The organism is Oleidesulfovibrio sp. (genome assembly GCF_047973035.1).
Lineage (GTDB): Bacteria > Desulfobacterota > Desulfovibrionia > Desulfovibrionales > Desulfovibrionaceae > Oleidesulfovibrio.
In genome coordinates this window covers 1-23,513 of the sequence record NZ_JBKEBF010000027.1, presented here as the reverse complement: position 1 = coordinate 23,513, position 23,513 = coordinate 1, and the positions used below count along the sequence as shown (strand labels likewise).

18 protein-coding genes and 1 pseudogene are annotated in these 23,513 nt (G+C 52.3%); 6 read left to right on the top strand and 13 right to left on the bottom strand.

What is annotated here, in order from left to right; genetic code table 11:
* Positions 1–5: 5 nt before the first annotated feature.
* From hrcA to ACK5LI_RS08350, 4 genes are all read right to left on the bottom strand, one after another.
* Entirely contained in the window at positions 6–1,070 is a 1,065-nt protein-coding gene (gene hrcA / locus ACK5LI_RS08365) for a heat-inducible transcriptional repressor HrcA (protein ID WP_416948149.1), read from the bottom strand.
* Between the two features lie 198 nt (positions 1,071–1,268).
* Positions 1,269–1,748: a peroxiredoxin gene (locus tag ACK5LI_RS08360; protein WP_416948147.1), complete on the bottom strand. Its 480-nt coding sequence runs from the start codon at positions 1,746–1,748 to the stop codon at positions 1,269–1,271.
* 53 nt (positions 1,749–1,801) lie between these two features.
* Positions 1,802–4,111, bottom strand: coding sequence for an AsmA family protein (locus ACK5LI_RS08355; protein ID WP_416948145.1), 2,310 nt, complete (start codon positions 4,109–4,111; stop codon positions 1,802–1,804).
* Between the two features lie 117 nt (positions 4,112–4,228).
* The gene (locus ACK5LI_RS08350) at positions 4,229–4,903 is read right to left on the bottom strand and encodes a PilZ domain-containing protein (protein ID WP_416948143.1); all 675 of its coding nucleotides are present in this window, start codon (positions 4,901–4,903) and stop codon (positions 4,229–4,231) included.
* Positions 4,904–5,190: 287 nt separating this feature from the next.
* Here ACK5LI_RS08350 and ACK5LI_RS08345 point away from each other — a divergent pair, with 287 nt between their 5' ends.
* The 3 genes from ACK5LI_RS08345 to ACK5LI_RS08335 all read left to right on the top strand — a co-directional run bounded on the left by ACK5LI_RS08345 (position 5,191) and on the right by ACK5LI_RS08335 (position 9,743).
* Positions 5,191–6,741: a cobyric acid synthase gene (locus ACK5LI_RS08345; protein ID WP_416948141.1), complete on the top strand. Its 1,551-nt coding sequence runs from the start codon at positions 5,191–5,193 to the stop codon at positions 6,739–6,741.
* Between the two features lie 249 nt (positions 6,742–6,990).
* A complete protein-coding gene (locus ACK5LI_RS08340) occupies positions 6,991–9,267 on the top strand; it encodes a hypothetical protein (protein WP_416948139.1) in 2,277 nt (758 codons plus the stop codon).
* Positions 9,268–9,269: 2 nt separating this feature from the next.
* Complete coding sequence (locus tag ACK5LI_RS08335; protein ID WP_416948137.1) at positions 9,270–9,743, top strand: DUF4376 domain-containing protein; 474 nt, start codon at positions 9,270–9,272, stop codon at positions 9,741–9,743.
* A gap of 50 nt (positions 9,744–9,793) precedes the next feature.
* Here the strand turns inward: ACK5LI_RS08335 and ACK5LI_RS08330 are convergent, their stop codons facing one another.
* The gene (locus ACK5LI_RS08330) at positions 9,794–9,946 is read right to left on the bottom strand and encodes a hypothetical protein (protein WP_416948135.1); all 153 of its coding nucleotides are present in this window, start codon (positions 9,944–9,946) and stop codon (positions 9,794–9,796) included.
* A gap of 585 nt (positions 9,947–10,531) precedes the next feature.
* Here ACK5LI_RS08330 and ACK5LI_RS08325 point away from each other — a divergent pair.
* Positions 10,532–11,815 carry a GGDEF domain-containing protein gene (locus ACK5LI_RS08325; RefSeq protein ID WP_416948133.1) on the top strand — a complete coding sequence of 428 codons (1,284 nt, stop codon included), beginning with the start codon at positions 10,532–10,534 and terminating at the stop codon, positions 11,813–11,815.
* Positions 11,816–12,196: 381 nt separating this feature from the next.
* On the opposite strand, the gene fsa is transcribed toward ACK5LI_RS08325, so the two are convergent.
* Positions 12,197–12,841: a fructose-6-phosphate aldolase gene (fsa, locus tag ACK5LI_RS08320; protein ID WP_416948131.1), complete on the bottom strand. Its 645-nt coding sequence runs from the start codon at positions 12,839–12,841 to the stop codon at positions 12,197–12,199.
* Positions 12,842–13,070: 229 nt separating this feature from the next.
* Between fsa and ACK5LI_RS08315 the strand changes: the two genes are divergently transcribed.
* Positions 13,071–15,512, top strand: coding sequence for an ATP-binding protein (locus tag ACK5LI_RS08315; protein WP_416948129.1), 2,442 nt, complete (start codon positions 13,071–13,073; stop codon positions 15,510–15,512).
* 220 nt (positions 15,513–15,732) lie between these two features.
* On the top strand, positions 15,733–16,248 hold the full coding sequence (locus ACK5LI_RS08310) for a hypothetical protein (RefSeq protein WP_416948127.1): 516 nt from the start codon (positions 15,733–15,735) through the stop codon (positions 16,246–16,248).
* A 322-nt stretch (positions 16,249–16,570) separates the two neighbouring features.
* Here the strand turns inward: ACK5LI_RS08310 and ACK5LI_RS08305 are convergent, their stop codons facing one another.
* The 7 genes and pseudogenes from ACK5LI_RS08305 to ACK5LI_RS08275 all read right to left on the bottom strand — a co-directional run.
* The gene (locus ACK5LI_RS08305; protein WP_416948125.1) at positions 16,571–18,091 is read right to left on the bottom strand and encodes an L-lactate permease; all 1,521 of its coding nucleotides are present in this window, start codon (positions 18,089–18,091) and stop codon (positions 16,571–16,573) included.
* Positions 18,092–18,419: 328 nt separating this feature from the next.
* On the bottom strand, positions 18,420–18,866 hold the full coding sequence (locus tag ACK5LI_RS08300; protein ID WP_416948123.1) for a 4Fe-4S dicluster domain-containing protein: 447 nt from the start codon (positions 18,864–18,866) through the stop codon (positions 18,420–18,422).
* Positions 18,863–20,989 (bottom strand): molybdopterin-dependent oxidoreductase, encoded by a 2,127-nt coding sequence (locus ACK5LI_RS08295; protein WP_416948121.1) that lies wholly within the window; start codon positions 20,987–20,989, stop codon positions 18,863–18,865. The genes ACK5LI_RS08300 and ACK5LI_RS08295 overlap by 4 nt, the downstream gene beginning before the upstream one ends.
* A 224-nt stretch (positions 20,990–21,213) precedes the next feature.
* Positions 21,214–21,585: a hypothetical protein gene (locus ACK5LI_RS08290; RefSeq protein WP_416948118.1), complete on the bottom strand. Its 372-nt coding sequence runs from the start codon at positions 21,583–21,585 to the stop codon at positions 21,214–21,216.
* Entirely contained in the window at positions 21,582–22,508 is a 927-nt protein-coding gene (locus tag ACK5LI_RS08285) for a hypothetical protein (protein ID WP_416948116.1), read from the bottom strand. The genes ACK5LI_RS08290 and ACK5LI_RS08285 overlap by 4 nt, the downstream gene beginning before the upstream one ends.
* On the bottom strand, positions 22,509–23,237 hold the full coding sequence (locus tag ACK5LI_RS08280) for a hypothetical protein (protein ID WP_416948114.1): 729 nt from the start codon (positions 23,235–23,237) through the stop codon (positions 22,509–22,511).
* A 95-nt stretch (positions 23,238–23,332) separates the two neighbouring features.
* Positions 23,333–23,513: pseudogene (locus ACK5LI_RS08275) on the bottom strand (phage tail protein); the annotation flags it as partial.

Here is a 23,513-nt window from a genome sequence, read left to right as displayed (position 1 = left end):
TGGCGTTAGCCTGAATGGTCGGAGCCGAACCTGCCCTGCAAGAGAGTAGTAAGCGTCTTTGAAATACAGTCAACCACTGGCAGTACCTGACGGTAGTTCATACGTAAAGGGCCAAGTACGCTGATAACCCCGCCGGGTACTGTCTGCTGCAGGCCTCCGTACGGTGCACAGACCATGCTACAACCAAGCGGAGCGGCTGTAGCATCTTGTTCTTCCAGTTCAAAATTAACCGTAACGGAGTCGCTTAAAATTGCTTTGTCCAGCAGCTCAAGGATGCTGGTCCGCTCTTCCAGCAGGGCCAGCATGTCCCGGATGCGGGTATGGTCTGTAAATTCTGCCTGATCAAGCATGTTCAACGTACCGTTGATGAATACTTCCCGCTCGTCGTCCAGATGTTCGAAAGCAAGGCGGGCAAGGCCCAGCGCCCTGGTGTACAGCTCTTCCAGATGTGCTTCCGTTGCAATAAGTTCGCGTGCCACACGGATGCGCGCCTGCGAAAGGGTAAGGCCTCTACAGTAGTCATTCAGGTAGTTGCTGTATCGTACAAGCTCGTCCTGTGTGACTGGCGTTTCAACACTTAGCACATGGTTGCGAACCAGACCGCCTTCCAGCACCAGCACGGTTAGCACCAGATTTTCACCCACTTTGACAAAGTCGATGGTGTGCCACTTTACTTCGTCACGGCTTGGAGCCAGCACCACAGCCACCTGCCGCGAATGCGTGGACAACATACGCGAAGCTTCGCGCAGGATGTCGGAAATTTTAAATCCCTGCGACGAGAGATCGTTAAGTATGGTTGTGCGCTCGTCGCGTGAAAGCGGACGGGTTTCCATCAGGGCATCAAGATACAGCCGGAATCCGCGGGCCGTGGGAATGCGGCCTGCAGAGGCATGCGGCTGAACAAGAAACCCTTTTTCCGTTAACTCGGCCATAGTGTTGCGCATGCTGGCGGGTGACAGACGCAAGCCTGATTTTCGGGCCACGGAAGCAGAACACACGGGCGCAGCAGTCGCTATATAGCGCTCTATGATGGTGGCCAGAACTTCGGCCTCTCTGTTTGCGAGGTTCATGCTTGCTCCGTGAGGAAAAAAGTAGCGCGGACTTCCGGTGCCCGTGCACTGCGGGCCTATGCCACTGTAGCGGCACAATGGCCGCACAGATGGAATGTGCACACATCCGCATGCTTGTGCGCATGCAGGGGGCTGATTGAAGCGGTAACAACGAGGGGGGCACCTGTCAAGAGAGTACCCCGCAACCCGTTAATTCATTTATACTTCTAAAGTGTCCAACACTTCCTGTACATGGCCTTCCAGCTTTACCGGCGACCATATCCGGCTGATAATTCCTTGCGGATCAATAAGAAATGTCGAGCGGACAACTCCCATACTTTCTTTGCCGTAGCTTTTTTTCATCCGGTACACCCCGTAAGCAGAAGCGCAGTCTTTTTCTTTATCGGACAACAACATTACCTGCAGTTCCTGCTTGGCGGCAAAGTTGCAAAGTGCTTTTAGCGAATCAGGGCTGACACCGGCGACTTCACATCCCAGCGCCTTGAAGCGGGGCAGCATCTCGGTAAACTCTTTGCCTTCGCGTGTGCAGCCGGGAGTGTTGGCGCGCGGGTAAAAGTACAGTACAAGCCATTTTCCGGAAAAAGACTTCAGCGTTACCACGTTGCCATCTTTATCTTCCAGTGCAAAATCCGGGGCAAGCGTTCCTTCCTGCGGCATACTATGAGGAGTCGTTGTCATACGGTTATCCCTTGTGCGGTTATCCGGTGCCCCGTGCAGGGGCACCGGAGGTGTTACTTTTTGGGGCGTCCGAACATCTGCTTCAGCAGGCCGCCTACATCTTCAATTGTGTCCACACCGGTTTCTGCCGGTGCTTTCAGTAGATTGCCGATGCCTTTGAGGATGTTCTGGGTAAACTGGCGGGCATCCAAGCCATAGTTTGGCTTTGTCAGAGAGCCTGTTATTTTGACAGGGATGACAGGAAGGCCGGTTACCTGCAGGCGGGCTTCATAATCAACCTTATCCGCGGCCAGATCTGCCCAGCCCGCACCGGTCCCTTTCAGGTCATAGGACGAAAGCAGCATGTCGTCGTTTGTGGCTTTGCCATCCTTGATGTTGACCGTTGCTGTCAGGCTGTCGAAACGTTGCTGCTTGGCTGCCTTATCAAGCCGTTGTACCTGACTGCCGTCCCGCAGGTGTGAAGAGGCTTCTTTGGGGATAATCTGCACCCCGTGCACCACACCCTGCGTAAGCTCAAGAGCCCCTTTGCCCTGCAGTGAAGAAGCAAGCTCGGGCCACTGCAATCCGCTGCCGGTTATATTCAGGCTGGTGTTCAGTATGCCGGAAAGAACTTTTTTTTCTGCCAGTATCGTCAGGGGCTCTTCAACCTGAACATCTGATACTGTCAGGCTGCTGGTCAGCAGAGGCTTTTGGGGCTTTACGTCTATGCTGGCCTTGTTGCTGATAGCGCCTCCGTAGGCGGAAAGTGACAGCGGGTCGATACTCAGCACGCCGTTGTCCGCCTTGGCGTGTACAAGCATATGCGTCGCACTGAAGCCTTTGGCCTGCAACTGACCAAGCTTTATGGTCGCATGCAGTTTGAGTTGCTGAAGGCGTTTGCGGGCTTCGGGCGAAAGAGGCGCGTTGCTTGTTTGGTCAGCAGGCTCTTTCCTGGCCTGCGTTTTTGCCTCTTCGCTTTCTGTTCCCTCTTTGGACGGCACAAGGTATCGGTCGAGGTTCAGCTTGTCGGCATTGAACTGCAGATTGATATCAGGACGTGAAATATCGGCAACCAATGCACTGCCATAAAACGTTGTATCGTCCAGCTTGCCGTTCAGACGGTTTATTTTAACTGTTTTTGCCGTACCTTCGGCCTGGGCCTTCAGTTCAAAAGCAGCTAGAGCTTCGGCTGGCATGTCCAGAGCAATACCCAGCGTATTCAATGTGTTCCGTAAGGGGGATTGCAACGCGAATTCTGCATTGTATGCCGTGCGTGCAATGTCCAGCGCTGCTTTGCCGGAAAATGTCGTGTCGCCCAGCTTGGCATTCAGTTTGGGGATTTTTACAGTCTGTGCCGAGCCTTCCAGCTGTGTTACCAGTTCCAGCGCGGGGACAGCTTCTGCAGACGGAGGTTTGATGCCAAGCTTCTGCAATGTTTCCTGCAGGGGAGACTGCAGGAGTATGTCTGCTTTGTACGTCGTGCGTTCAGTATTCAGCTCGACGTTGCCTTTCAGGCTGATATCCCACAAGGAAGCATCAATATTTTTTACCGCCAGCTGGTTTGTGTTCATGTCAAAGCGGATGTCGGTATTGAGCGTCAGGTCTGCGTCCCCTTGCGGGAACATTGCGCCGCTGGCCACTATGCGCGTCTGCGTACCTTTTGCTTCAATAACGGAAAACGTATTGTCTGCAGAAAGTGTTGTATTTATGGAGATACTGCCTTTTATGTCGGGCTCTGTAACGCCCCAGAGGGCACGGAATGCCACTTCTGTAGCCTCTCCGGGAGCCAGCGCTCCTGTAGTCAGGTTGATATCACTGGCAGAGTACGATTCGCCGGTCTGCCTGTCTGTATAAGAGACGGTGGCGTCTGTAACTTCAACGGCCTGAATGCTGAACGCGGCCAGCCCGCTGCCGGTGGCGGCGTCCGGTATTGTGGGGGCAGGTTCAGAAGCAGGTAGTGCAGTTTTTTTGTCTGCCGTTTTGTCCTTTGCAAAGACCCAGTTTTCAGCGCCTTGCTTGTTGCGCTCCAGAGCTATGGCAGGACGCGTGATTACAACTTTTTCTATGAACAGTTCTTTATTGAACAAGGGGCGCAGCTGGGCATGCAGTTCTGCATTTTCCGCCTGAAGAAAGTTGTTTTCTGTAAAACCTTCAGGGTTGCTGAGTGACAGCGGGCCTGTGGCTATGCCTATCCACGGAAAAACCGAAAGCTCCACATTGCCGGAAAGAAGCAAGGTGCGCCCTGTGGCTTTCTGGACTTCTTTGGCAATCAGCTGCTTATAGTCGTTGGGGTCAAACGTTGCGACAAAAACAGCAGCTGCTCCGAGGATCAGAAGAAAAAGACCTAGGACGCTTAGTAATGCAATTTTAACAGGCTTGTTCATGGGGTATTTGTCCTTATTTTTATGCCTGAACGATGTTAAGGGTAATGTTTCAAAGCAAAAGTATAGGCTACGTGGTAAAATGCGACAAGCCACGAAGCAATATTAACTGTTTTAAATTTACAGATCCGGAGAACGCGAAAGAGTGGCTTGTAATTCGGCTACCTGCTCATCAGAAACAGATATGAATTCCAGCCCGATGCCGGGCACCCTGAAACCTTTTCCCCAACGCTGAACCTGAGTAGTTTTAGCAACGATGGGGGTCTTGTCTTTTAAGTCGACAAACTGCAACCACACTTGTGTGTCTACCTGCCAGTCTGCGGTCAGAAAGACAAAGCACCCCAGAATGGAGATGTTCATGGTGATGGTTTTTACAGTTGACTGGGGGGGAAACAGCGGAGATGTGGATAACAGGATATTGTAATGAATATCCACACGGTTTTCCCGCCTTGCTGTCCGGGCAGAAAATGAAGCGCACTTGTCAGTAAGAAAGTGCAGGATGGCTTCTTCCGGATTGCCGTCATGACCCAGCACTGCCAGCCCGCTGTTTTTGTCCGGGCGGGCGTGTAATGTAGGATATAATGCCAGCACATTCTGCAGGTCATGCCGCCCCTTACCGCCCATGCGCAGCAGCGTGGGCATGTCGATGAGAACACCATGAAACGGAATTTCGCGCAGCAGCTGCAAGGCGGCAGGATTGTCATGGGCAATATGATACTTTGCCTGCGCTTTTTCTAAAATGCGGATATAGGGAGCAGCCTCGTTGCTGTCTTTGGCGATAACCAGAATATGCATATGTATGACCTGTATTCTTTTATGCTGCATGTAAGGCCACAGATGTCAAGAGTAAGCTTGTTTTGTAAAGGTAAAACGCATGCCTTTGTGAAAGGTAAAAACACTGGACAGAAAACAGGTGGAGGCGTCCGGGGCTGGTGGAATATTTGAAAAGCTTGCTTTGCATGAATCGGCCGAAGGCATCCGGCCTGTGTAATTATATATTGTTCTCTTCTCCCCTTGCCGATGCCGGCGCTGAATAGCTGGCGACCGGCAGTGAAATGGGCTATCTGCTTTGTATGAGCACAATGCATTTTTCCCACCCGATGTATGCTGGCGCAGGCAGAAAAGCAAAGCCTGCCCTGATGTTGCAGGGCACCAGTTCCAATGCCGGCAAAAGTGTACTTGCCGCTGCCTTCTGCCGCATCTTTCTGCAGGATGGTCTTTCAGTCGCGCCATTTAAATCACAGAACATGGCGCTTAATTCGTATGTCACTCCTGACGGTCTGGAAATAGGCCGTGCGCAGGCTGTGCAGGCTGCCGCCTGCCGTCTGGAGCCGGATGTCCGTACGAACCCTGTGTTGCTGAAGCCAAATTCTGACACGGGATCGCAGGTTGTCGTTATGGGCAGGCCGGTTGGCAATATGCGGGTGCGTGAATATGTGCAGTACAAAGCAAAAGCTTTTGAGCAGGCGCGTAAAGCCTATGATTCGCTGGCAGCAGAGCACGATATAGTCGTGCTGGAAGGGGCAGGCAGTCCCGCGGAAATCAATCTGAAACAGCATGATATTGTGAACATGCAGATGGCAAACTATGCGCAGGCCAAGGTGCTGATTACAGGGGATATTGACCGCGGGGGCGTTTTTGCTTCTCTGGTGGGCACATGGGAGTTGCTCGACCCGTGGGAACGGAATCTAGTTGCCGGTTTTCTGCTTAATCGATTCCGGGGTGATGCCTCTTTGCTTGACCCTGCTCTGGAATACGTCACCGCAAGGACCGGTGTATCGTTTTTCGGCGTTGTACCCTACGTCGGGCAGCTCGGATTGCCGGAAGAAGATTCCGTGACATTCAAGGAAGCGCTGCGGGGGCAGGCCGGATATGCCGGCGCTGGCAAGGAGAAGGACGAGCTGCTCCACATCGTTGTTATTGATCTGCCGCATATATCAAATTTTACCGATGTAGACGCGCTGAAGGCCGAGCCGGACGTTTGCCTGCGGGTTGTCGATTCTGTGGAGGCTCTACTTGCGTATGGTCAGCCACATGCAGTGATTTTGCCCGGCAGTAAGAATACGCTGGGCGATCTTGCAACCCTGCGGCGGAACGGACTTGCTGATGCTCTTTTCCGTTTGGTGCAGCAAGGATGCAGTGTGGTGGGCATCTGCGGCGGTTTCCAGATGCTGGGGGAAAAACTGGCAGATCCTGACGCAGTGGAGTCTGACTCCGGCAGATGCGAAGGGTTGGGGCTTTTACCTGTAGACACTGTGATTGGAACGGAAAAAACATTGTCCCGCACCTCAGGTGTACATGTACCCTCTGGCAGTGCCGTGCACGGGTATGAAATTCATCATGGCAAAACGGTGGCAACCGGGGACGTCACTACTTTCATACGCGGTGACGGTGATGCCGCACTGGGCATTGCCAGCCCGTCGGGAAAAGTATGGGGAACCTATCTGCATGGTGTGTTTGACGCGGATGAGTTTCGCAGGGCTTTTCTGGACGATTTACGGGTAAAAGCAGGTATGCAACCTGCGGGACGCGTGCTTGCACCGTATAGTATCGACAGCGCGCTGGATAGATTGGCCGATGTGGTTCGTGCCAGTGTTGATATGCGGGCTGTGTATAACGTACTGGGTTTGTAGTCATACGTTGCCGCTTTTTTGCTGTCGGCATTTGGTTCTTGTTACTGGCGAACCGGCTTTGCTTTGTTCCTTGCACCGTCACAAAACATTATTCCTGTCATAACTCATGAGAGCGCCCTGAATTCAGGGCGCTTTTCCTTTTGTGTGTCCACTTGTCCGTAAGAGAGAGCGCCGCCAGCGAAATTGCAGGACGGGCCAATGTGCTATCACTGTGCGCTTGGAGAAACAGCAAATATAACTGGAGGCAATATGACTGTTTCAATGGGGGGCATTGTACAAACTTATACCGGTGACGGACAGCAACGGGAGTGGCCTGTTCCGTTTCCCTTTTTTGCTCCGCACGAGGTGGGGGCGTTTAAAACCGGTGCAGACGGTACGGATGTGCGCCTTGTCTATGGTGCAGATTTTACTGTGCAGGCTGTACAGGGGGCTGCAGGGGGAACGTGCTTCTGTGATGTCGCACAGGGTGATAAGCTGACAATTTTTCTGGATATAGCCCCGACACAGGATATGGATTTGCGTAACACGGGCGTGCTGGATGCGGAACTGCTGGAAAAAGCGTTCGATAAGTTGACGCTGCTTAATCAACAGGTTCGTGAGTCTTTGGACCGATGTGTACGTGTGGGGATGACTTCGGGGCAGGACCCTGCTGCTTTGCTGGAGGGAATCGGGGAAGCTTCAGTAAAATGTGCCGCAAGTGCTCAGGCTGCTGAAACGGCAAAAAATGTTGCGCAGGATTCGGCCGCAGCCGCGCAGCAGGCTGCAGAAACAATAATAATGCCGACTCCGGATGCCGCGAGTGCAGAGCGTTTGTTGCAAGTGGGGGCTGACGGGGGGTGGTCGCTGGGGCCAAAGACCGGAGCAGGGCCCGGCGATATCCCGCTGGGCAGTACGCTGTTGCAGGCTTCCAGAAGGTATATTGCGCAGTCAATCATCAAAGCCCCGCTTGGGATGCTGCCTGACGGATGGGAGCCGGCTTTTTGTGATGCTCCGGTTATGAGTCTCCTTGCTTCGGAGCTACCTCTTTTTTCTGCTCACTGGTGTGGCGGCATGGTTGTTCGGGAGAGTTCAAAGTTCAGTGCTGATACTCCCGCATGGAAGTTGCTTAACGGGACAGCCGTTAATTCTGCTGATTGCTGGGCGAGTGTGTCTGGTTCTTTTGTAGGTGGCGTGGGTGACGAGTTCGTTGAAATCGACTTTGGCGTAGAGCGCTCTGTCAGTGCCATTAGCATAATGCCGCGTCTGAGCACGGACTGGTTGTCAAAATTTCCCGGAGATTTTCAATTGATCGCCGATGGTGTGGTTGTTGAAAACATTACAGGGTTAGTTCCTGCTGCGCAGCAGACTGAAGAGGCGGTGCCGCTTTCTGCTTCTTTCAGGTGCAAGGTGCTGCGTATGCGTATAACGAAAATTCAGGATACCAGTTCTTCGTATGTAGTTTTCGGCAAGTTGAATATTACGTTTGATGATGTGCCCGCGGGACATGTTGCAATACCGACAGGGGTGCAGGTTGCGTATGCGGATGAAGGCCGTGTTGCGGCCTCTGATGTGTCGGAATCCATGCAGGCTGTTGACCTTTCTGCGGCTGCAGACGGCACATACCATATAGCCGTTAACATGAATGCAGATGGCAGCTTTGCCGCGGCGGGCTACTCGAGTGATACACCACAGGTTGATACCCGAAAGTTGTCAGCATATCCCGTGCCTGTTGCTGCTTTGTCTGAGAATGCCGGTCGTACAATCGGCTTTTCGGTGGATGGCGACCTTGCAACGTATTGGGGGTCAAACTCCGGAAGTGGAACGGGAGTTATCGGGCAGTGGGTGGAATACACTTTGCCGGACTCGAAGGGCGGCATTAAATCCATCGTTGCAAAAGCAGCACAGTCGTATGTGGGCAGTGCTCCTGCGGCAGCGGACATTGAGCAGCTGGTTGACGGGGGGTGGGTAAAGGTCGGCGCGGCTACATATGCCCATAATGTGCTTTCCGGTTGTTTTAAAGCCATGGAGGGTAATGCTTCTGTTCGCCTTAAAGCCACAGCAGGAACAATCGGGGCTTCTTATGGGTGGACTCTTACAGATATTCAAGTAACCGCTCTTACAGCGGGAGATTTATACAATCCGTCCGAGGTCATCCATTATGACGGCACAGACAGCCCGATACGGCGTGTCTACCTTGGATGGGTGGAAAAATACGGCGGAGCAATTACAGAGGTACATTGCTATGCATCGGGTAAAAGATGTGTAGTGCCTCTTAATGCAGGCGGTACGCTTGCTACGGGAACTAATTATTCAATAAACACTCCGTTTATTATGCCGGTAGATGCTTCGCAGATACGCGAACTGGATGTAACTGGCATGACCGATTTCAATGTGTTTTATACCTTGGACGGTACAGCTTGGCGTGGATGGATACGCAGAACGGATACAGAACAGGCTGTCACTGTGGGGTCGCTTTCAGGTAAGAGCACGAACAACTATTCGTATAATACAATACGGGCCGCATTTATCGTTGAGAGGGGGTATTGATCATGCCGGTATACGCAAAAGTCGGCAGCTCGCAGCAAGATATTTTGACAGAGGCACAGGCGCGGAAGAGACCGGAACTTATTCTCATGCAAACAGAACGTCTCGGCACTGACCACGTTGCTACGGCATCCGGTGATTGGGCTGTATCGCGTGATACGCTGCTGACGATGATTAACGAAGAGAAGAAATACCGCAGAGACAGCGGCTTTCTAGTTGGCGGTATGTTATGGGATTCGGATTACGAAGCACGGCTTGCCTACGCCGAAGCAAAGTACAAATTTGCTGCGGATAGCGGGTACGTGGTGCCGAACTGGAAGGTCAGTGCCGGTGTATGGGTGACCATGAACAAACCATTGTTTGACAAGGTATACGAAGCTGGTGAGGCGCACATCGCTGCCGCGTTTGACTGGCAACGGAGAAAAGAAGATGAACTGGCAGCAATGCCGGATAGTGAACTGAATAATTTTATTATATAAACGTCAAGAGAGGGCCTGCACAGCATGTGCGGGCCCTTTGCCTGTATGGCTTAGTTGTCCGTGTGCTCAATGGCAGCATCAACCTGCCCGGAGACTTTGACCCTTGAACTGTTTGCGTTGTTCGGGTTGGTGGCGCAGCCTGTTACAAAGACTATGAGGAGCAAAAAAATGAATATTATCGATTTGTTTTGCAAATAAGACATGGTTTTTCTCCTGAGTTTGCATGGTCGCTGTTTTGGCAGAACCTCACCCTGTTCATTAGTGCGAACATATCGGGCAGGCAACAGGCAAACTAATTTTTTTGCAGCGGGAACCCGCAGCTTCACAGAAGCAGGCCTAAAATTTCAAGCCCTACAGAGATAGGGATTGCAGTTTGGGTGGACCTCATCTGCTGATGCAGGTCAGGAAAAGTATATGCCCTTTGATTGCTTTTCAGGGAAGAGCCTTAGGACAGGGGGGCGGCAGGTGGCCCTTGCTCGTGGTGCGAACTAACAAGGCAAGAATGCGATATAAAATAATGCCCACTAAGTACGATTGCTGAGATGCTACAAGAGGTTGAAAAAATATTGCTTAGCAGGACTGTGATGGTATGATCTGTGGCTATTGTGCAATTGCCTTGCTTAGCATTTGTATTCGTGTATAAAAAGCGTACTGTATCTAATTGTTATTATGCCAAAAGAGGCATGTTGACGTGGTTGTGCGCAACAAACCATGTGTTAGTCTATCGTTGGATTGTTTATGTTTGTGAATAAAACCGCACGATCTGGTTTGATATCAAGATTAAAAATATGACAAAAAAAACGCAACCAGGCGTAGTTTCTCATTTTCAGGACAGGGCTGCCGTTCATGAAAATGAATGGGCTACAGCAAGTGCACAGCCTGTACCTCCTTCGTTATTCCGGCTTTTTATCTTGCCTGCACTTTTGTATATCTTTTTTGTTTGTTTTTTCGTGTACCTGGCGGGAAAGGAAGCAGAGACGGAAGCCTTAAGTGATCTTGATTCGCGCCTGAAGGTTGCCGCGATGGCCCTGCCGCAAATGTTGGCAGAAGATTTTCATGATCGTGCCGTAGCGCCTGATTCCATCGGAATTGACGAAGAGCTGCTCAACAGAGAACGCTTCAATCGGTTTGCAGCTGATTCCGGCATGATCTACGTTTATACTCTTGTGCAGTTTCGTGACGGTTTTTACTTTTCTTCTCCCACTGTTACCATGGAAGAGGCCCGTGAACGGCGGTCATGGTTCTTTTATCCTTACGACAACCCGCCCGCAGCTTTTGTAAAGGCTTTGCAGACCAATACCATTCAGTATGCATCCTATACAGATGAGTGGGGCAAATTTCGTTCTGTTGCTGTGCCGATGGCTTCGCCTTCGGGCAGAAGGTTTCTGGCTTGCGCCGATATTGAGTTCAAGGAAGTAAGAAGCGAAATACAACGCAGGCAAGGAGTTGCCGGGCTGGTTTCTTTAAGCTTTCTTGCGCTTGGTATTCCGTTTTTGCTAGCCTGCAGAAAGGCCGTGAATTTGTACACTGAATACTCAGTGGCAATGGTCGGACGAAATATGGAACTGAAGCGCCTTGCTGAACGTGACGGACTGACCGGTCTGTTAAATCGGGTTTCATTTTTCCGTGAAGTGGATCAGCAACTGTTGACGTTGCGACAGAATGGCGGGCAAGGAGCGTTGCTCATGCTTGATATTGATGATTACAAAGACATTAATGACAGGCATGGACATATTTTTGGCGATGAAGTGTTGCTGGGTATTGCTCATTTGTTGCGTCAGGTCGCACGGGATGTCGATGTGACGGGACGCTTCGGCGGAGAAGAACTGCTGTTGTTTGTGCCTGAATGTGATGCTGATAAAGCACGTTCCATAGCAGAACAGTTACGTAATCAGGTGGAAAATCTTCCCTTCATTTTTCAGGGACGCACGATACGCTGCACGGTGAGCGTCGGGGTGGTTCATTTTTCCACGCCATCAGACCTTGTCACCGGATATGCTGAAGTGGCGGACAATGCTTTAAGGCAGGCAAAGCGCCTTGGCAAAAATCAGGTTGTCGTTCTTAGTGTGTAAATAGTCCGCAGAAAAGTGAACAGTAAGATAGCTTGTCCGGCTTTTTCATACCATGAAAAAGCCGGACTTTTTTCGTTTATACAGCAGGATGCTTTGCTGCGTATGTAAGACGGTTATCGGATAACATGACGAACTCTGCCACTTGGTGAACAGGGAAATGTGTGAACTTTATTTTTTGCTGATTTGTTACAGCGAACGTTACCAATTCTTTTTCTGTCGTCTTGTTGTGCGGCATTTTTGTGCGGCATTTCTGTGCGGAGGGAAGGTCCGAAACGGTAACGTTGCCTTGGAATTGTCAAAAGTATGCCCCCTTGATGGCAACATTTGTCATCAAGGGGGCTACCGTTTGTTAAAGTACAGCATAGCACTGTTCGGCTGCTGTTATTCCGTCAGCTTTTTCCAGTCAGCAAGAAATTGCTCCAGTCCGGAATCCGTCAGCGGGTGCTTCATCAGTTGCTTAAGAACCGAATACGGTACGGTGGCAACATCTGCTCCCACCAGCGCACTGTCCAGTACATGCATGGGGTTGCGGATGCTGGCGGCCAGAATTTTTGTCTGGAAGTCGTAGTTGTCAAAAATAGTACGGATTTGACCTACTATTTCCATGCCTTCGTGGCCGATGCCGTCAAGCCTGCCAAGAAACGGGCTGACGTATGTGGCTCCGGCTTTGGCGGCAAGCAGCGCCTGCAACGCAGAAAAAACCAGTGTTACGTTGGTCTTGATTCCCTGTTGCGAGAGGGCGCGCGTGGCTGCAAGCCCATCTGCAGTCATAGGGAGTTTGATAACCACATTGTCTCCATATGCGATCAGTTCTTTCGCTTCGCTCAACATCTTTTCAGTAGTCAGACCTACGACTTCAAGGCTGACAGGGCCGTCTACTTCATCGCAAATTTGCTGCATCAGCTTTTGCCAGTCTCCGCCTTGCTTTGAAAGCAAGGTCGGGTTGGTTGTGACGCCGTCAATCAGCCCTTGGCTTTTGGCCAGACGTATTTCATCCAGATTTGCTGTATCCAGAAAAAACTCCATGGAAGGCTCCTTGATTTTGCTTAAGCCTGTGTGCCGTATCTGGCACGCAGAGAGGTTTTGTACCGGGTCTTTTGTGGCAACCTAGCACCTAACTGTTGTTATGTCTGCCTTATTTATTACGGGTTGCAGGTGTGGGCTTTGCGAGAAATATAATAACCATGTCTCATATGCTGTCATACTATTCCAATAGTGAGAAGGCACTCTTCAACTGATGCGCGACGGAGTTAGAATGAATATAAAACAAAGCCGGTTCCGGTGGGCGGCTTCTGCAAGGTTACTCTTTCAAGTATTCAGGAAGCATGTTTCTTTGTGTTTATTTCAGGCATTGTTTGTCGTTCAACTTGTATTTTTTACGAGTCCACTTCTTACGATTGCTGCTGCCGATGATACCGTAACCAGCCGTGCGCTACTGATTTCATCTTACCATCCGGGCTTCCCCACTTTTTTTCAACAGATTTCCGGCTTGCGTGAGGTGCTGGACCCCGCAGGGGTGCTCCTTGACGTAGAGTTTATGGACTCCAAACGTTTTTCCATTCAGGAAGTTGAAAAGCCTTTTTTAACTATGCTCAGGATGAAGCTGAAAAAAGTGCCTGCGTATGATCTTATTTTCTGCTCCGACGACAACGCGCTTATTTTTTTGCTTAAACATGGAGATAGCCTCTTCCCGGGTATCCCGCGAGTGTTTCTGGGGGTAAATGATGTCACTCAGGGGATGTCTCTTCGCGAGCACCCGTTTTATACAGGTGTCATTGAATCTGTTTCGCTGCGCTCTACGATTGACCTTTACCAGCTGCTGTTTCCCGAAGTTACGAATATTGCCGTGCTGGTTGACGCTACGGCAAGCGGTCAGGGGGATCTGCATAGCCTGAAACAGTTGCACGTGCTGTATCCGCAATATTCTTTTGATGTCATTTCGCTGCAGGAAATGAATTGGGATGAATTTGGAAAGGCGCTGTCCCATTTATCTTCAGATAGTGCGGCGCTATTACTTTCAGCATATGTTGATAAAAGTGGCGAGCGGAAAACGTTTGAAGGTTCTCTTAACTTCATCACTACGCATCTTAACGTGCCGCTGTTTCACCTGTGGGAACATGGCATGGGGGATGGCGTTCTGGGCGGAAAGGTTGTCAGTCATACGGAGCAGGGGCGTCTGGCAGCAACGCTTGGGCTCCGGCTGTTGCAGGGCGAGGATGCCGCGTCCGTGCCCGTTGTCATGGGTGATGCCGCCAACAGGTATGTTTTTGATTATCGCCAGCTGGAGCGGTTTGGTGTGGAGCGCATAGAATTGCCTGAGGGCAGTGATCTGCGTTTTCTCGCACTGACAATATGGTCGCAATATCAAAATACAATAATAGTCGCCTTGCTGGTACTTGGCTTGCAGACAGGCGCCATAGTGCTATTGGTGCGCAACAGGCGCATCATCAGAGCTAAAGAACGCAAGCTTGCGTTGTGGGAGCATGTGTTTGCCAATGCAGGCTGGGGAATAGCCGTCGGCGATGATACGAAGGATACCATCCTGCAAGTGAACCCTGCGTACGCGGCAATGCACGGCTATACGCAGAAAGAGATGGAAGGAATACCTGTACAGTCCGTGTACCCGCCTCAGGAATGGCGTGGCTATAAAGATATTGTCGGCAGGGCCAGACATTCCGGCAGGGCTGAGGTTCAGTCCAAACGCGTCAGAAAGAACGGTGAGGTATTTCCTGTTCTGGTGGACATAGTCATTGTACCGGCAGGTGAGGATGGTATTGTTTACCGTATCGTGAATATTCAGGATATCAGTGAACGGGTCAGGATGCAGAAACTTTTGATTGAGACGGAAAAAATGATGTCGGTTGGGGGGCTTGCCGCTGGCATGGCACATGAAATCAACAACCCGTTGGGTATTGTGCTGCAGAGTGTGCAGAATCTGCAACGACGTTTTGATCCTGCCCTGAAAGCAAACGCGGAAGCGGCGCAAAGCTGCCACGTCGACCTGCATGCAGTTCAGAACTATATGGAAGCGCGACAGGTTATACGGGTGGTTGAATCTATCAGAGAAGCCGGTTTGAGGGCTGCGGATATTGTGCAGAACATGCTGGACTTTACCCGAAGGAACGAAGGTGGGCGTAGCTCCTGTGATTTGCCGGCGTTGTTTGAAAAAGTGCTGTCCATCGCCGGCAGCGATTATGACCTTTCAAAAAAGTATGACTTCAAAAGTATACATATTGAAAAAAACTTTGAGGAAGATCTTCCTCCCGTGCAGTGTGTGCGGACAGAAATTGAACAGGTGTTCTTCAACATCATCCGTAACGGCGCAGAGGCCATGAGTGACTCCTCGGCAGGAGGGAAGCCGTCTGTTTTCCGGTTGTGCATGCGCAAGATGGGACGGTGGGTTGTTGTTATCATAAAAGATAATGGCCCCGGCATGGAAGAGCAAGTGCGAAGGCACATATTTGAACCATTTTACACCACAAAAACAGCTACAAGCGGAACAGGACTGGGGCTGTCCGTTTCATACTTTATTATTACTCAGAACCATGGCGGCAGAATCCTTGTAGAGTCCAAGCCGGGTGAAGGTGCTGCATTTATCGTGGCGTTGCCTATTGAAGGTGCGGGGCCGCCCTCCCGCGATGATGATGCGGCCCTGATGCGCGCTGTAGAGTCGTGCAATCAGGCTGACTATAACTAGCTGATGTTACAGCCTCCTTGGATTTTCTCCGGAGTATCTTCGCTTTGTATTGCTTTATCTGGTGGCACTGATATCGCCTTGACGCAACGCGGTGCCACACGCTTTACTCTCTTCCTGTGATATCGTATCGGGTATGCGAATGAGAAGCGCATGCTGCGTTTTGATTGAGCGGACAAACATTGCATCAGGCCATAGGGCGGATGCACTGGAGAAACTACAGATGGATAAATGGCTAAGGGTATTGCTGGAACTTCTGCCTGTGCAGGTATTTGCTCTGTCGTGGCGCTGGCATGGCAGCACTTCTCCGGACGGGTGGATGGTGCCGTATGCCGCAGGTGCTCTTACGGCCGTTATCTGTACATCTTTCCTTGTCTGGCGCCGCGTAATGCTGGACAGGCTTTTGCTTGGCGTGAATACAGGAATTTTTCTTGCGGCGTTGGGCTTGTACTGTAAAACTCCCGGCCTTCCCGCCTTACTCCATGATATGCAGGGCGCCGGTTTTTTTGTGATGATTCTTCTGACTGCAGGTTTTACATACATTTCGCGTCCTGCTGCGCTGCTGAACTTTGAGCAAGGGCAGTTTGAACCCTGGGACAAGTATATGCTGCTTGCTGTTCTGGTTGCTTTTTTTGCTGCGTTCGTCACTCGTTCCGCCCCGCTTGTAAACGCTTTTCTGCTTGCAATGCTGTTTGTTGTCCGCAGCAGCCTGCAGAATGTTGCGGTGCGCACAACCTGACATCCGGCCCTGAGCGGCCACTTGCTGATTACCCTTTTAGAAAACGCCTGACGAGCCCGTCGGGCGTTTTTTGTTTGCTTTAACTCTTGCTATGAGGACCGCAAGCTAGCAGCTGCACGGGGCATGTGTGCGAATATCCGGCAACGTAAGCTGTGCCGGTAATAGCTGCAGCAAGGGGCCGAGACCGTGTGCCTATAGTATTGTAATGGAGGCCTTGCCCTTTTGAATTGTAGTGGAAAAATGTGAACTTAACGGGAAGGATATAAAAAAAGCGGGTGAGGGAATAACCTCACCCGCTTAAGTATACTTACAGGCGTGTCTGCTATACTGCGAAGTACTTGATGTAGGGGATGGTTGCGTAAACCAGAGTGCCCAGTATCAGTACGTAAGCAGCACATACCGCCAGTGTGCGGTTCATGATGCGTCCTTCGGAGCCCACAAGGCCGGTTGCAGCGGTCGCAACGGCAATGGACTGGGGCGAGATCATTTTACCGGCTGTGGCACCGGCGGCAGAAGCTGCAACAATCCATGCCTGATCGATGCTGATACGGCTTGCAACTTCCATCTGCAACTGACCGAACAGTACGTTAGACGATGTGTCACTGCCAGTTACAAAGGTTCCCAGTGCGCCCAGCAAAGGCGAAATGAGCGGGAAATAGGAGGCCGTGGTGTCTGCAACGGCCACTGCGATAGTATTGATCATGCCGCTGTAAGCCATGACCTTTGCCAGCGCGACGATGCTGACCACTGTAACTGCCGAGTTGGTCAGTTTTTTTGTCGTATTCCAGAGCACGCCGGTAATGGAGCCGAAGCTTTCACCCTGAATGCGTCCGCCGATGTACGTGGCAAGAATGATAAGTGTACCGGGGGTGGCCAGCCACTTAAAGGTGAAGGGCGAATCGCCGTAGATGGTAACTGTGGTTTTTACCATACCCAGCGTATCTTTAATCAGGGGGAACAGGTTGCTGCACAGAATGATGAAACCGAAAACCAGCATGTACGGTAACCATGCCTTGAGCTTTACGCTGGCGGGAATGGGGTCGGTAGCGGGAGCTGCGGTATCACGGTGGAAGATACGCGCCCAGATGATGGTTGCCAGCATGCTGCATATGCTGCCGATAAGACAGGGGAGTTCTGCTCCCATGTATTTGGCGGTGTAAAGCTGCGGCAGGGCAAATGCCACTCCCGATATAAGAGTTGCCCCCAGAACGCCGCGGATGCCTTTGAAGCCGGCAGTCAGAATTACCAGCAGGAATGTGATAAGAATGATGAATACAGAAAGTTGCAGTGCTGTGTAGTAGCTGATGGTTTCTACAGGCAGGCCGGTCACGCCTGCCATGGTGATAATCGGAATACCGATTGCGCCGAACGCCGTAGGCACGGTGTTGGCCACAAGACAGATGATGGCGGCAAACATAGGCTGAAAGCCCATAGCGGCAAGAATGCTGGCAGGAATTGCCACAGCCGTGCCGTACCCTGCTACCCCTTCCAGAAAGCCCCCGAAGCCCCATGCCACGATAAGAACCAGCAGGCGTTTATCGGTAGTGATGCTGGACAGCATCTTGGTGATAACATCCATGCTGCCGGTTTTTTGCGCAAGATTGTAAGTGAATACTGCGGCCACAATAACAATCATGATAGGCCACAATGCCAGAGCAGCTCCTTCCAGCGTTGCAAGCAGGGCAGTACTCAACGGCATTTCCCACCAGCCGAAGACAGCAAGCGCCAGAGTGAGAACCAGCGTTGCGCTGCACGTTTTGTAGGCAGGCAGTTTAAGGATTACCAGTGAGAATATCAGCCAGAGAATCGGAGAAAATGCTGCGAATAATTGCAGAGTATCCATGGGCTTTATTTCCGTCCTTTAGGTGAATAATAGAGGCGGGCTGGCCGCAGTTACATTATTTTACTGCTTGATTAAACAATCAATCTTTTAAGTATATGCCTCTTGTACGAATTGCGTCAAGGTGGGAAATGTTTTTGATGTGTTGCTTTAGCATTTTGGTGTGTTGTGATGTTACGGGATGCTTGGCAGGTAATATACTGTCACTGTAAATTTAGCTGATAAGAGTGTGAACTGCAGATTATTGAGGACGCAAACAGTGCAGCTTGCAGAGCACAAAAAACAGAGCTGGTACAACCAGCTCTGTTTTGCAGTTAGTATGAAGGCAGGCCTATTTTTTTGTAAAACTCAGCGCATGCGTCGTGCAGGCCGTGACACAAGCCGGAAGCAGGCCGGCATCGACCCTGTCCATACAGAAATCACACTTGAGGACAGTGCCGGTATCCGGATTGAATGTGGGAATATGCCACGGGCAGGCATCCACACAGGCTTCACAGCCGATACATGTCTCCTGATCGACGTACACGATGCCGTCAGACTCCCTGCGGATCATGGCTTCTGTCGGGCATACATCAACGCATTCCGGATTTTCGCAATGGTAGCAGCATTGATAGCTGGCTTTCATGCGGGGGACTCCGTCCACCATTTCAGGCAATGATGAAGTATGCACGCCAAGCTTGATGCCTTTGGGAGTGTTATTTTTTGCTTTGCAATGCACTTCGCATGCTTTGCAATGGATGCATCTTTTTTTGTTCAGTTTCAGTCTGTATCTGCTCATGCTGTCTTCCCGTCCTGATCAACTTTGCTGATGACTACAAAATGCTCCTGAAGCGACAGCCCGCCACCGGCTTGGTCATACCGGTCCAGTCCTCCGGGCATAAGTTCCTGATCGGCAACGCCGCAGCCTCTGGCACGGGATTCTACCGGCAGCCTGTGTCCGAAACCGTGCACCATAAACAGAGCTTCTGGGTGGATGCAGTCCGTCACGAACGCTTTCATTCTGCCTGCAGGAGTTGCCGGAGAGGCTGCCGGTGCAATCTCGATCATATCACCGTTACTGATGCCATGCGCAGCTGCACGGGAAGTATGTATCCACGCGACATTTTCAGGCATCTGTTCGTGCAGCAGCGGGTTGTTGACTGTATGGCCCTGCGTGTGCACTCCCACCCGTCCGAAGGCAATGCGGTATGCTCCTTCAGGCGGGGCCGCAGGTGCTTCGTAAGGTTTCAAGGTGTGTATGCCTGCACCGGACCACTTGCCGCTGACCATCTCCAGCTTGCCGCTGGGGGTGGGAAAGCTTTCAGGCGTGCGGTATACAGGTTTATCGGCCAGCTCCACAAAACCTTTGGCTGAAAATTCTTCCAGCTCCACTCCTGTGTTCTGCAACTGGTATTTCCAGATGTCTTCAATGCTGTTGAAGGCCAGCTTTTCCATTCCGGGACACGTATCTGCCAGACGCTTGGCTAATCCACACAGGATTTCCCAGTCGGCACGGGTATTCTGTGTAGGCTGCATGGCCCGTTTGCGGACAAAAAACTGGGGCTTGAGTCCGGCTTTAGCCGCGATGATGCTTTCACGCGAAAGGTAAGGTGAAAGCGGTAACACAACGTCCGAATGCCACGCCGTATCAGACCAGCTGAAGGTGACACTGACGAGAAAATCAAGCCCGTCCCATTTGCGTTTGAGCGCTTCGGGGTCCGGCATGGCCATCAGCGGGTCATGGCGGAAGCACAAGTATGCTTTCACCGGATAGGGATCACCCGTTTCAATGGCATCGTAGGCAAGGTTGACCAGTCCCGGTCCGGCGTCGAACTGAGGATGTTTCCATCCTACTCCGTCTGCACGCTTTTCATCAGGCTTGGGAAGCAGTGCGGCCAGCTTGGTAAGACCCTTGCGGCCTATATCACCGGGGGTGTTTATCAGCGGCAGCCCCCCTTTGGTTCCGATGGCGCCAAGCAGGGCGTTAATGATATATGCGGTGCGGCATACAAAGAATGAGTCGTCATAGCGGGCTACCATCCACCCAGGGTGCCAGATGACAGCAGGGGCGGCTTCGGCAACCTGCTGAGCCAGTTCGGTAATACGCGCGGCGGAAATACCGGTTTCTTTTTCCGCCCACCGAGGTGCGTACGGTTTGACGAATGCAGCCAGCTCATCAAAGTCGGGAACGTAGTTAGCCCCCGACTCTTTGTTGTACAGGGCCAGTGCGATCAGCTGGTTGTTCACGGCAAGGGTGAAGGCATAGTCCGTTCCGGGGCGAACCATGTAAAAGTTGTCTGCCTTGCTGGCGCTAACAGATGCCCGGATATCGATAACACTCAGTTTGCAGCCGCTATCAAGGGCATCCATGACGCCGTTACATTCTGCCACGTTGATGGCTTCCAGAATATTACGGGTTTGCAGGATAATATGACGGCAGTTTTTCAGGTCATAAGCAACCTGCTTGCGCCCCAGCCCCATTACAGACTGTGCCGCGTGCTGGACATTGCGTGCGCAGGAAGCATCATGGTTGCAATAGTTGGGCGATCCCAGCCCCCGGACAAAAGCCTGATGCAGGTCAACAAACGGCCCGCCGCGGTCACTCCACAGCACGCTGCGTCCGCCGTGTTCGGCAATGACTTTTTTCAGGTTGTCAGCAACGTAGTCCAGTGCTTCGTCCCATGATGCTTCACGCCACTTACCCTCGCCGCGTTCTCCGGTACGAATGAGCGGAGTTACGGGCCGTTCGGTGTCATATTCCAGTTCCATGCCCGCTGCGCCTCTGGCGCATAACGCACCTTTTAACGCCGAGTGCGGGTTGCCCTGTATCCATACGGCTTTGTTATCGCGTTTTTCCACCATGATGGGGCAACGCACACTGCACATGCCGCAAACACTGTAAACAGCTTGGTTTTCTTCCATTCGTTCCTCCGCGATTGGGTGAGCCTGCTTATCTGCGTCTAAAAATTAATCTGACAAAAGTATTTCAAGCGGACAGCTTTGGAAAGGACTTGCCTGATTGTGATTTAAAGTACAAGCGGCGGTGCGTTTTTTCGTTATGCCTTGGAAATGAAATAAGGACTCTGTGAAAACAGGTAAATGATTGAAATGGAGCGCCTGTCCGGAGAGGGCATTATTTTAATGCATCACTGTATAGAAAGTGCGGGTATATAATTGGGCAAGGAATATGAATGGGTCATACTCGTTGTGGTATGGGGAATTGTATCAGGGCGTGCGGGCGTAATGCATGAGGCATCGTGGCATACACAGGCATACACGCGCATGCGTCCGCCGTTGTCTTTGGCCTCTGCCTTTGCCGTAAGCTGCTTTAGCTGCTGGCCCGCGTCAAAGCCGATACGCAGCGACACCGTAAATTCCTTTGGCTTTACGCCTTTATTCACGGTGCTGGTGCTGCTTGTTTCGCCGGAAAGATCTTCATTTTTTATCTGCAACGAGCCTTGCACCATCAGGCCAAAGCCCGGCAGCGAATAGTCGTCCAGCATCAGAAATTTGCTCATAGCCCGAAAACCTCTTTAAAAGCAGCCACACGCGGCGCAGCGCCCACCCAGCAGACTGCGGCGCACAGTTTGAAAGCCGCAGCCGGTGCGCCGCCTGTCTTTAGCTGGCGTGCCATGTTTTCCGCATCACCCGTAAGGTACCGTGCCAAGCCGCTGCCGCCTGCCAGCTGGCTGCATAGCTTTGCCCATGCGGCATCCTGCCGTGCCACATGCTCGGCCCGTGCTGCCAGCAGCGCGTGTAATTCCGCTTCCGGCGTGGTGTTTTCTGCGTTGTAACTTTCTGCCTGTGCCAGCAGCGGGCCCAGAGTTGTTTCCATGCGGCGCACTGTGCCGTGCCTATGCGGTGGGGCTGCTATCCAGCGCGGCTCACGCGGGGCCGTGGTGGTGATGAATTTGTCAGACTCCAGCGCATCGAGCTGCGCAGATCTGCGCTGTGCCAGTTGCAAAGACGTTACAGGAAAAACCGCATTAAACGCCTGTAGCAGCCGCGCAAACGCCGCATGATCCGGCGCATGAAACAGCAGCACCACGGCGGCAAGACTGTCTGCTTCCGGCGTATCTGATGAAACGAGCGGCTCTTCCACATCTGTCAGCTTGTCCGCCAGTGCAGTTATGCATTCTGCCGGAGTCAGGTAGCTATAGTCCCCGCGCCTGTCGCCCACGGGGTGCACATACGGATGCACGCACACAAAGCGCCCGCCCGATGCCACCAGTGCATCCAGCCGGCTGCGCAATGCCACGGCACCGCCAGCAGCAGAGGCCAGCGGGGATGCCTGCGGCAAGGCACCGCCCGTTACAGCGGCCAGCCGTGCCTGTGTGGCGGCAACATCGGCACCTATGCCGCTTAGTACGCCATCCAGCCCCGTGCGAATGGTTGCCGCCGTGCTGGAAGGCGTAAATGCCGTGCCCTGCCAAGCGCTCATTTATACGGCCCCCTGCCCGTTTTCAGCCCCACTTTCCGTCTGTGCCAGCGTATACACAGGCACAATGGCGGCAATAGCTGCTTTGGCATCGGAATCAGGCAGGCTTTCGGTTGCCTCTAAAGCATCCTGATACGCCAGCCGCTGCCCCACCACATGACCGGACACAGCCACCCATGCTGTACGGTTGGCAAGTATGCGCGTGCCAAGGTCTGCCACGGTCATACCTCGCGCAGCCGCAATGGCCCGAACCAGCGGTGCAGGTGCGTCCGGATTCGCCTGCAGGGCTTCGGCCTCTGCCGCCTGCTGATCCCACGTCTGGCGTTCCAATGCGCCGTATTCGGTAGCTAGCCGGGTCAGGATTGTTTCGGCCCCGTCGCGTATTTCCGCCTGTTTTGCGGTGTACAGCTCTGCACGGCTAGGTGCAGGCGGTGCGGGGGGAATAACAGCAACAGGATAGCCGTTTTCATCGGGCCGGATGATTTTGCCCTGTGCCTGCGCTGCCATCAGGGCGGCATGGTCTGCGGGGCTTATTTCTACCGCATCGGCGGGAATGCTGCTGCCGTGGATGGCGGGATGGTAAAAGCCGTTTGTTGTGGGGCTGTACACCACCTGATTAGGGTTAACGTATCCCTTGAACTCTTCCGGAATGGCATAGGTATGCACCATCTGCCCCGCATCGGGCTTGCCTTCTGTACGGTCTACCGGCAGGTCGGGGTTTAAATCCGGCACCAGCGCCAGCAAAAATTGTCGATAACCAGCGGCTCGCCTGCCGCCTGTTTGCGGGCTATCAGGCTTTCGCCCGCCAGCGTGATTGCAGTAGCCATTTATTCCTCGCTCGCGTTCAGGGTTATACTGTCGTTGCTAAATTCACATACCTGCACACGCACGGTGCAGGGCGGCACGGCGGCACGTTCCATGGTGTAATCGTTGCCGAACTCGCACACCCGCATACCCACAGGCAGCGGGGTAATAATCTTCCAGCGATACCGCCTGCAGGTGCGCCCG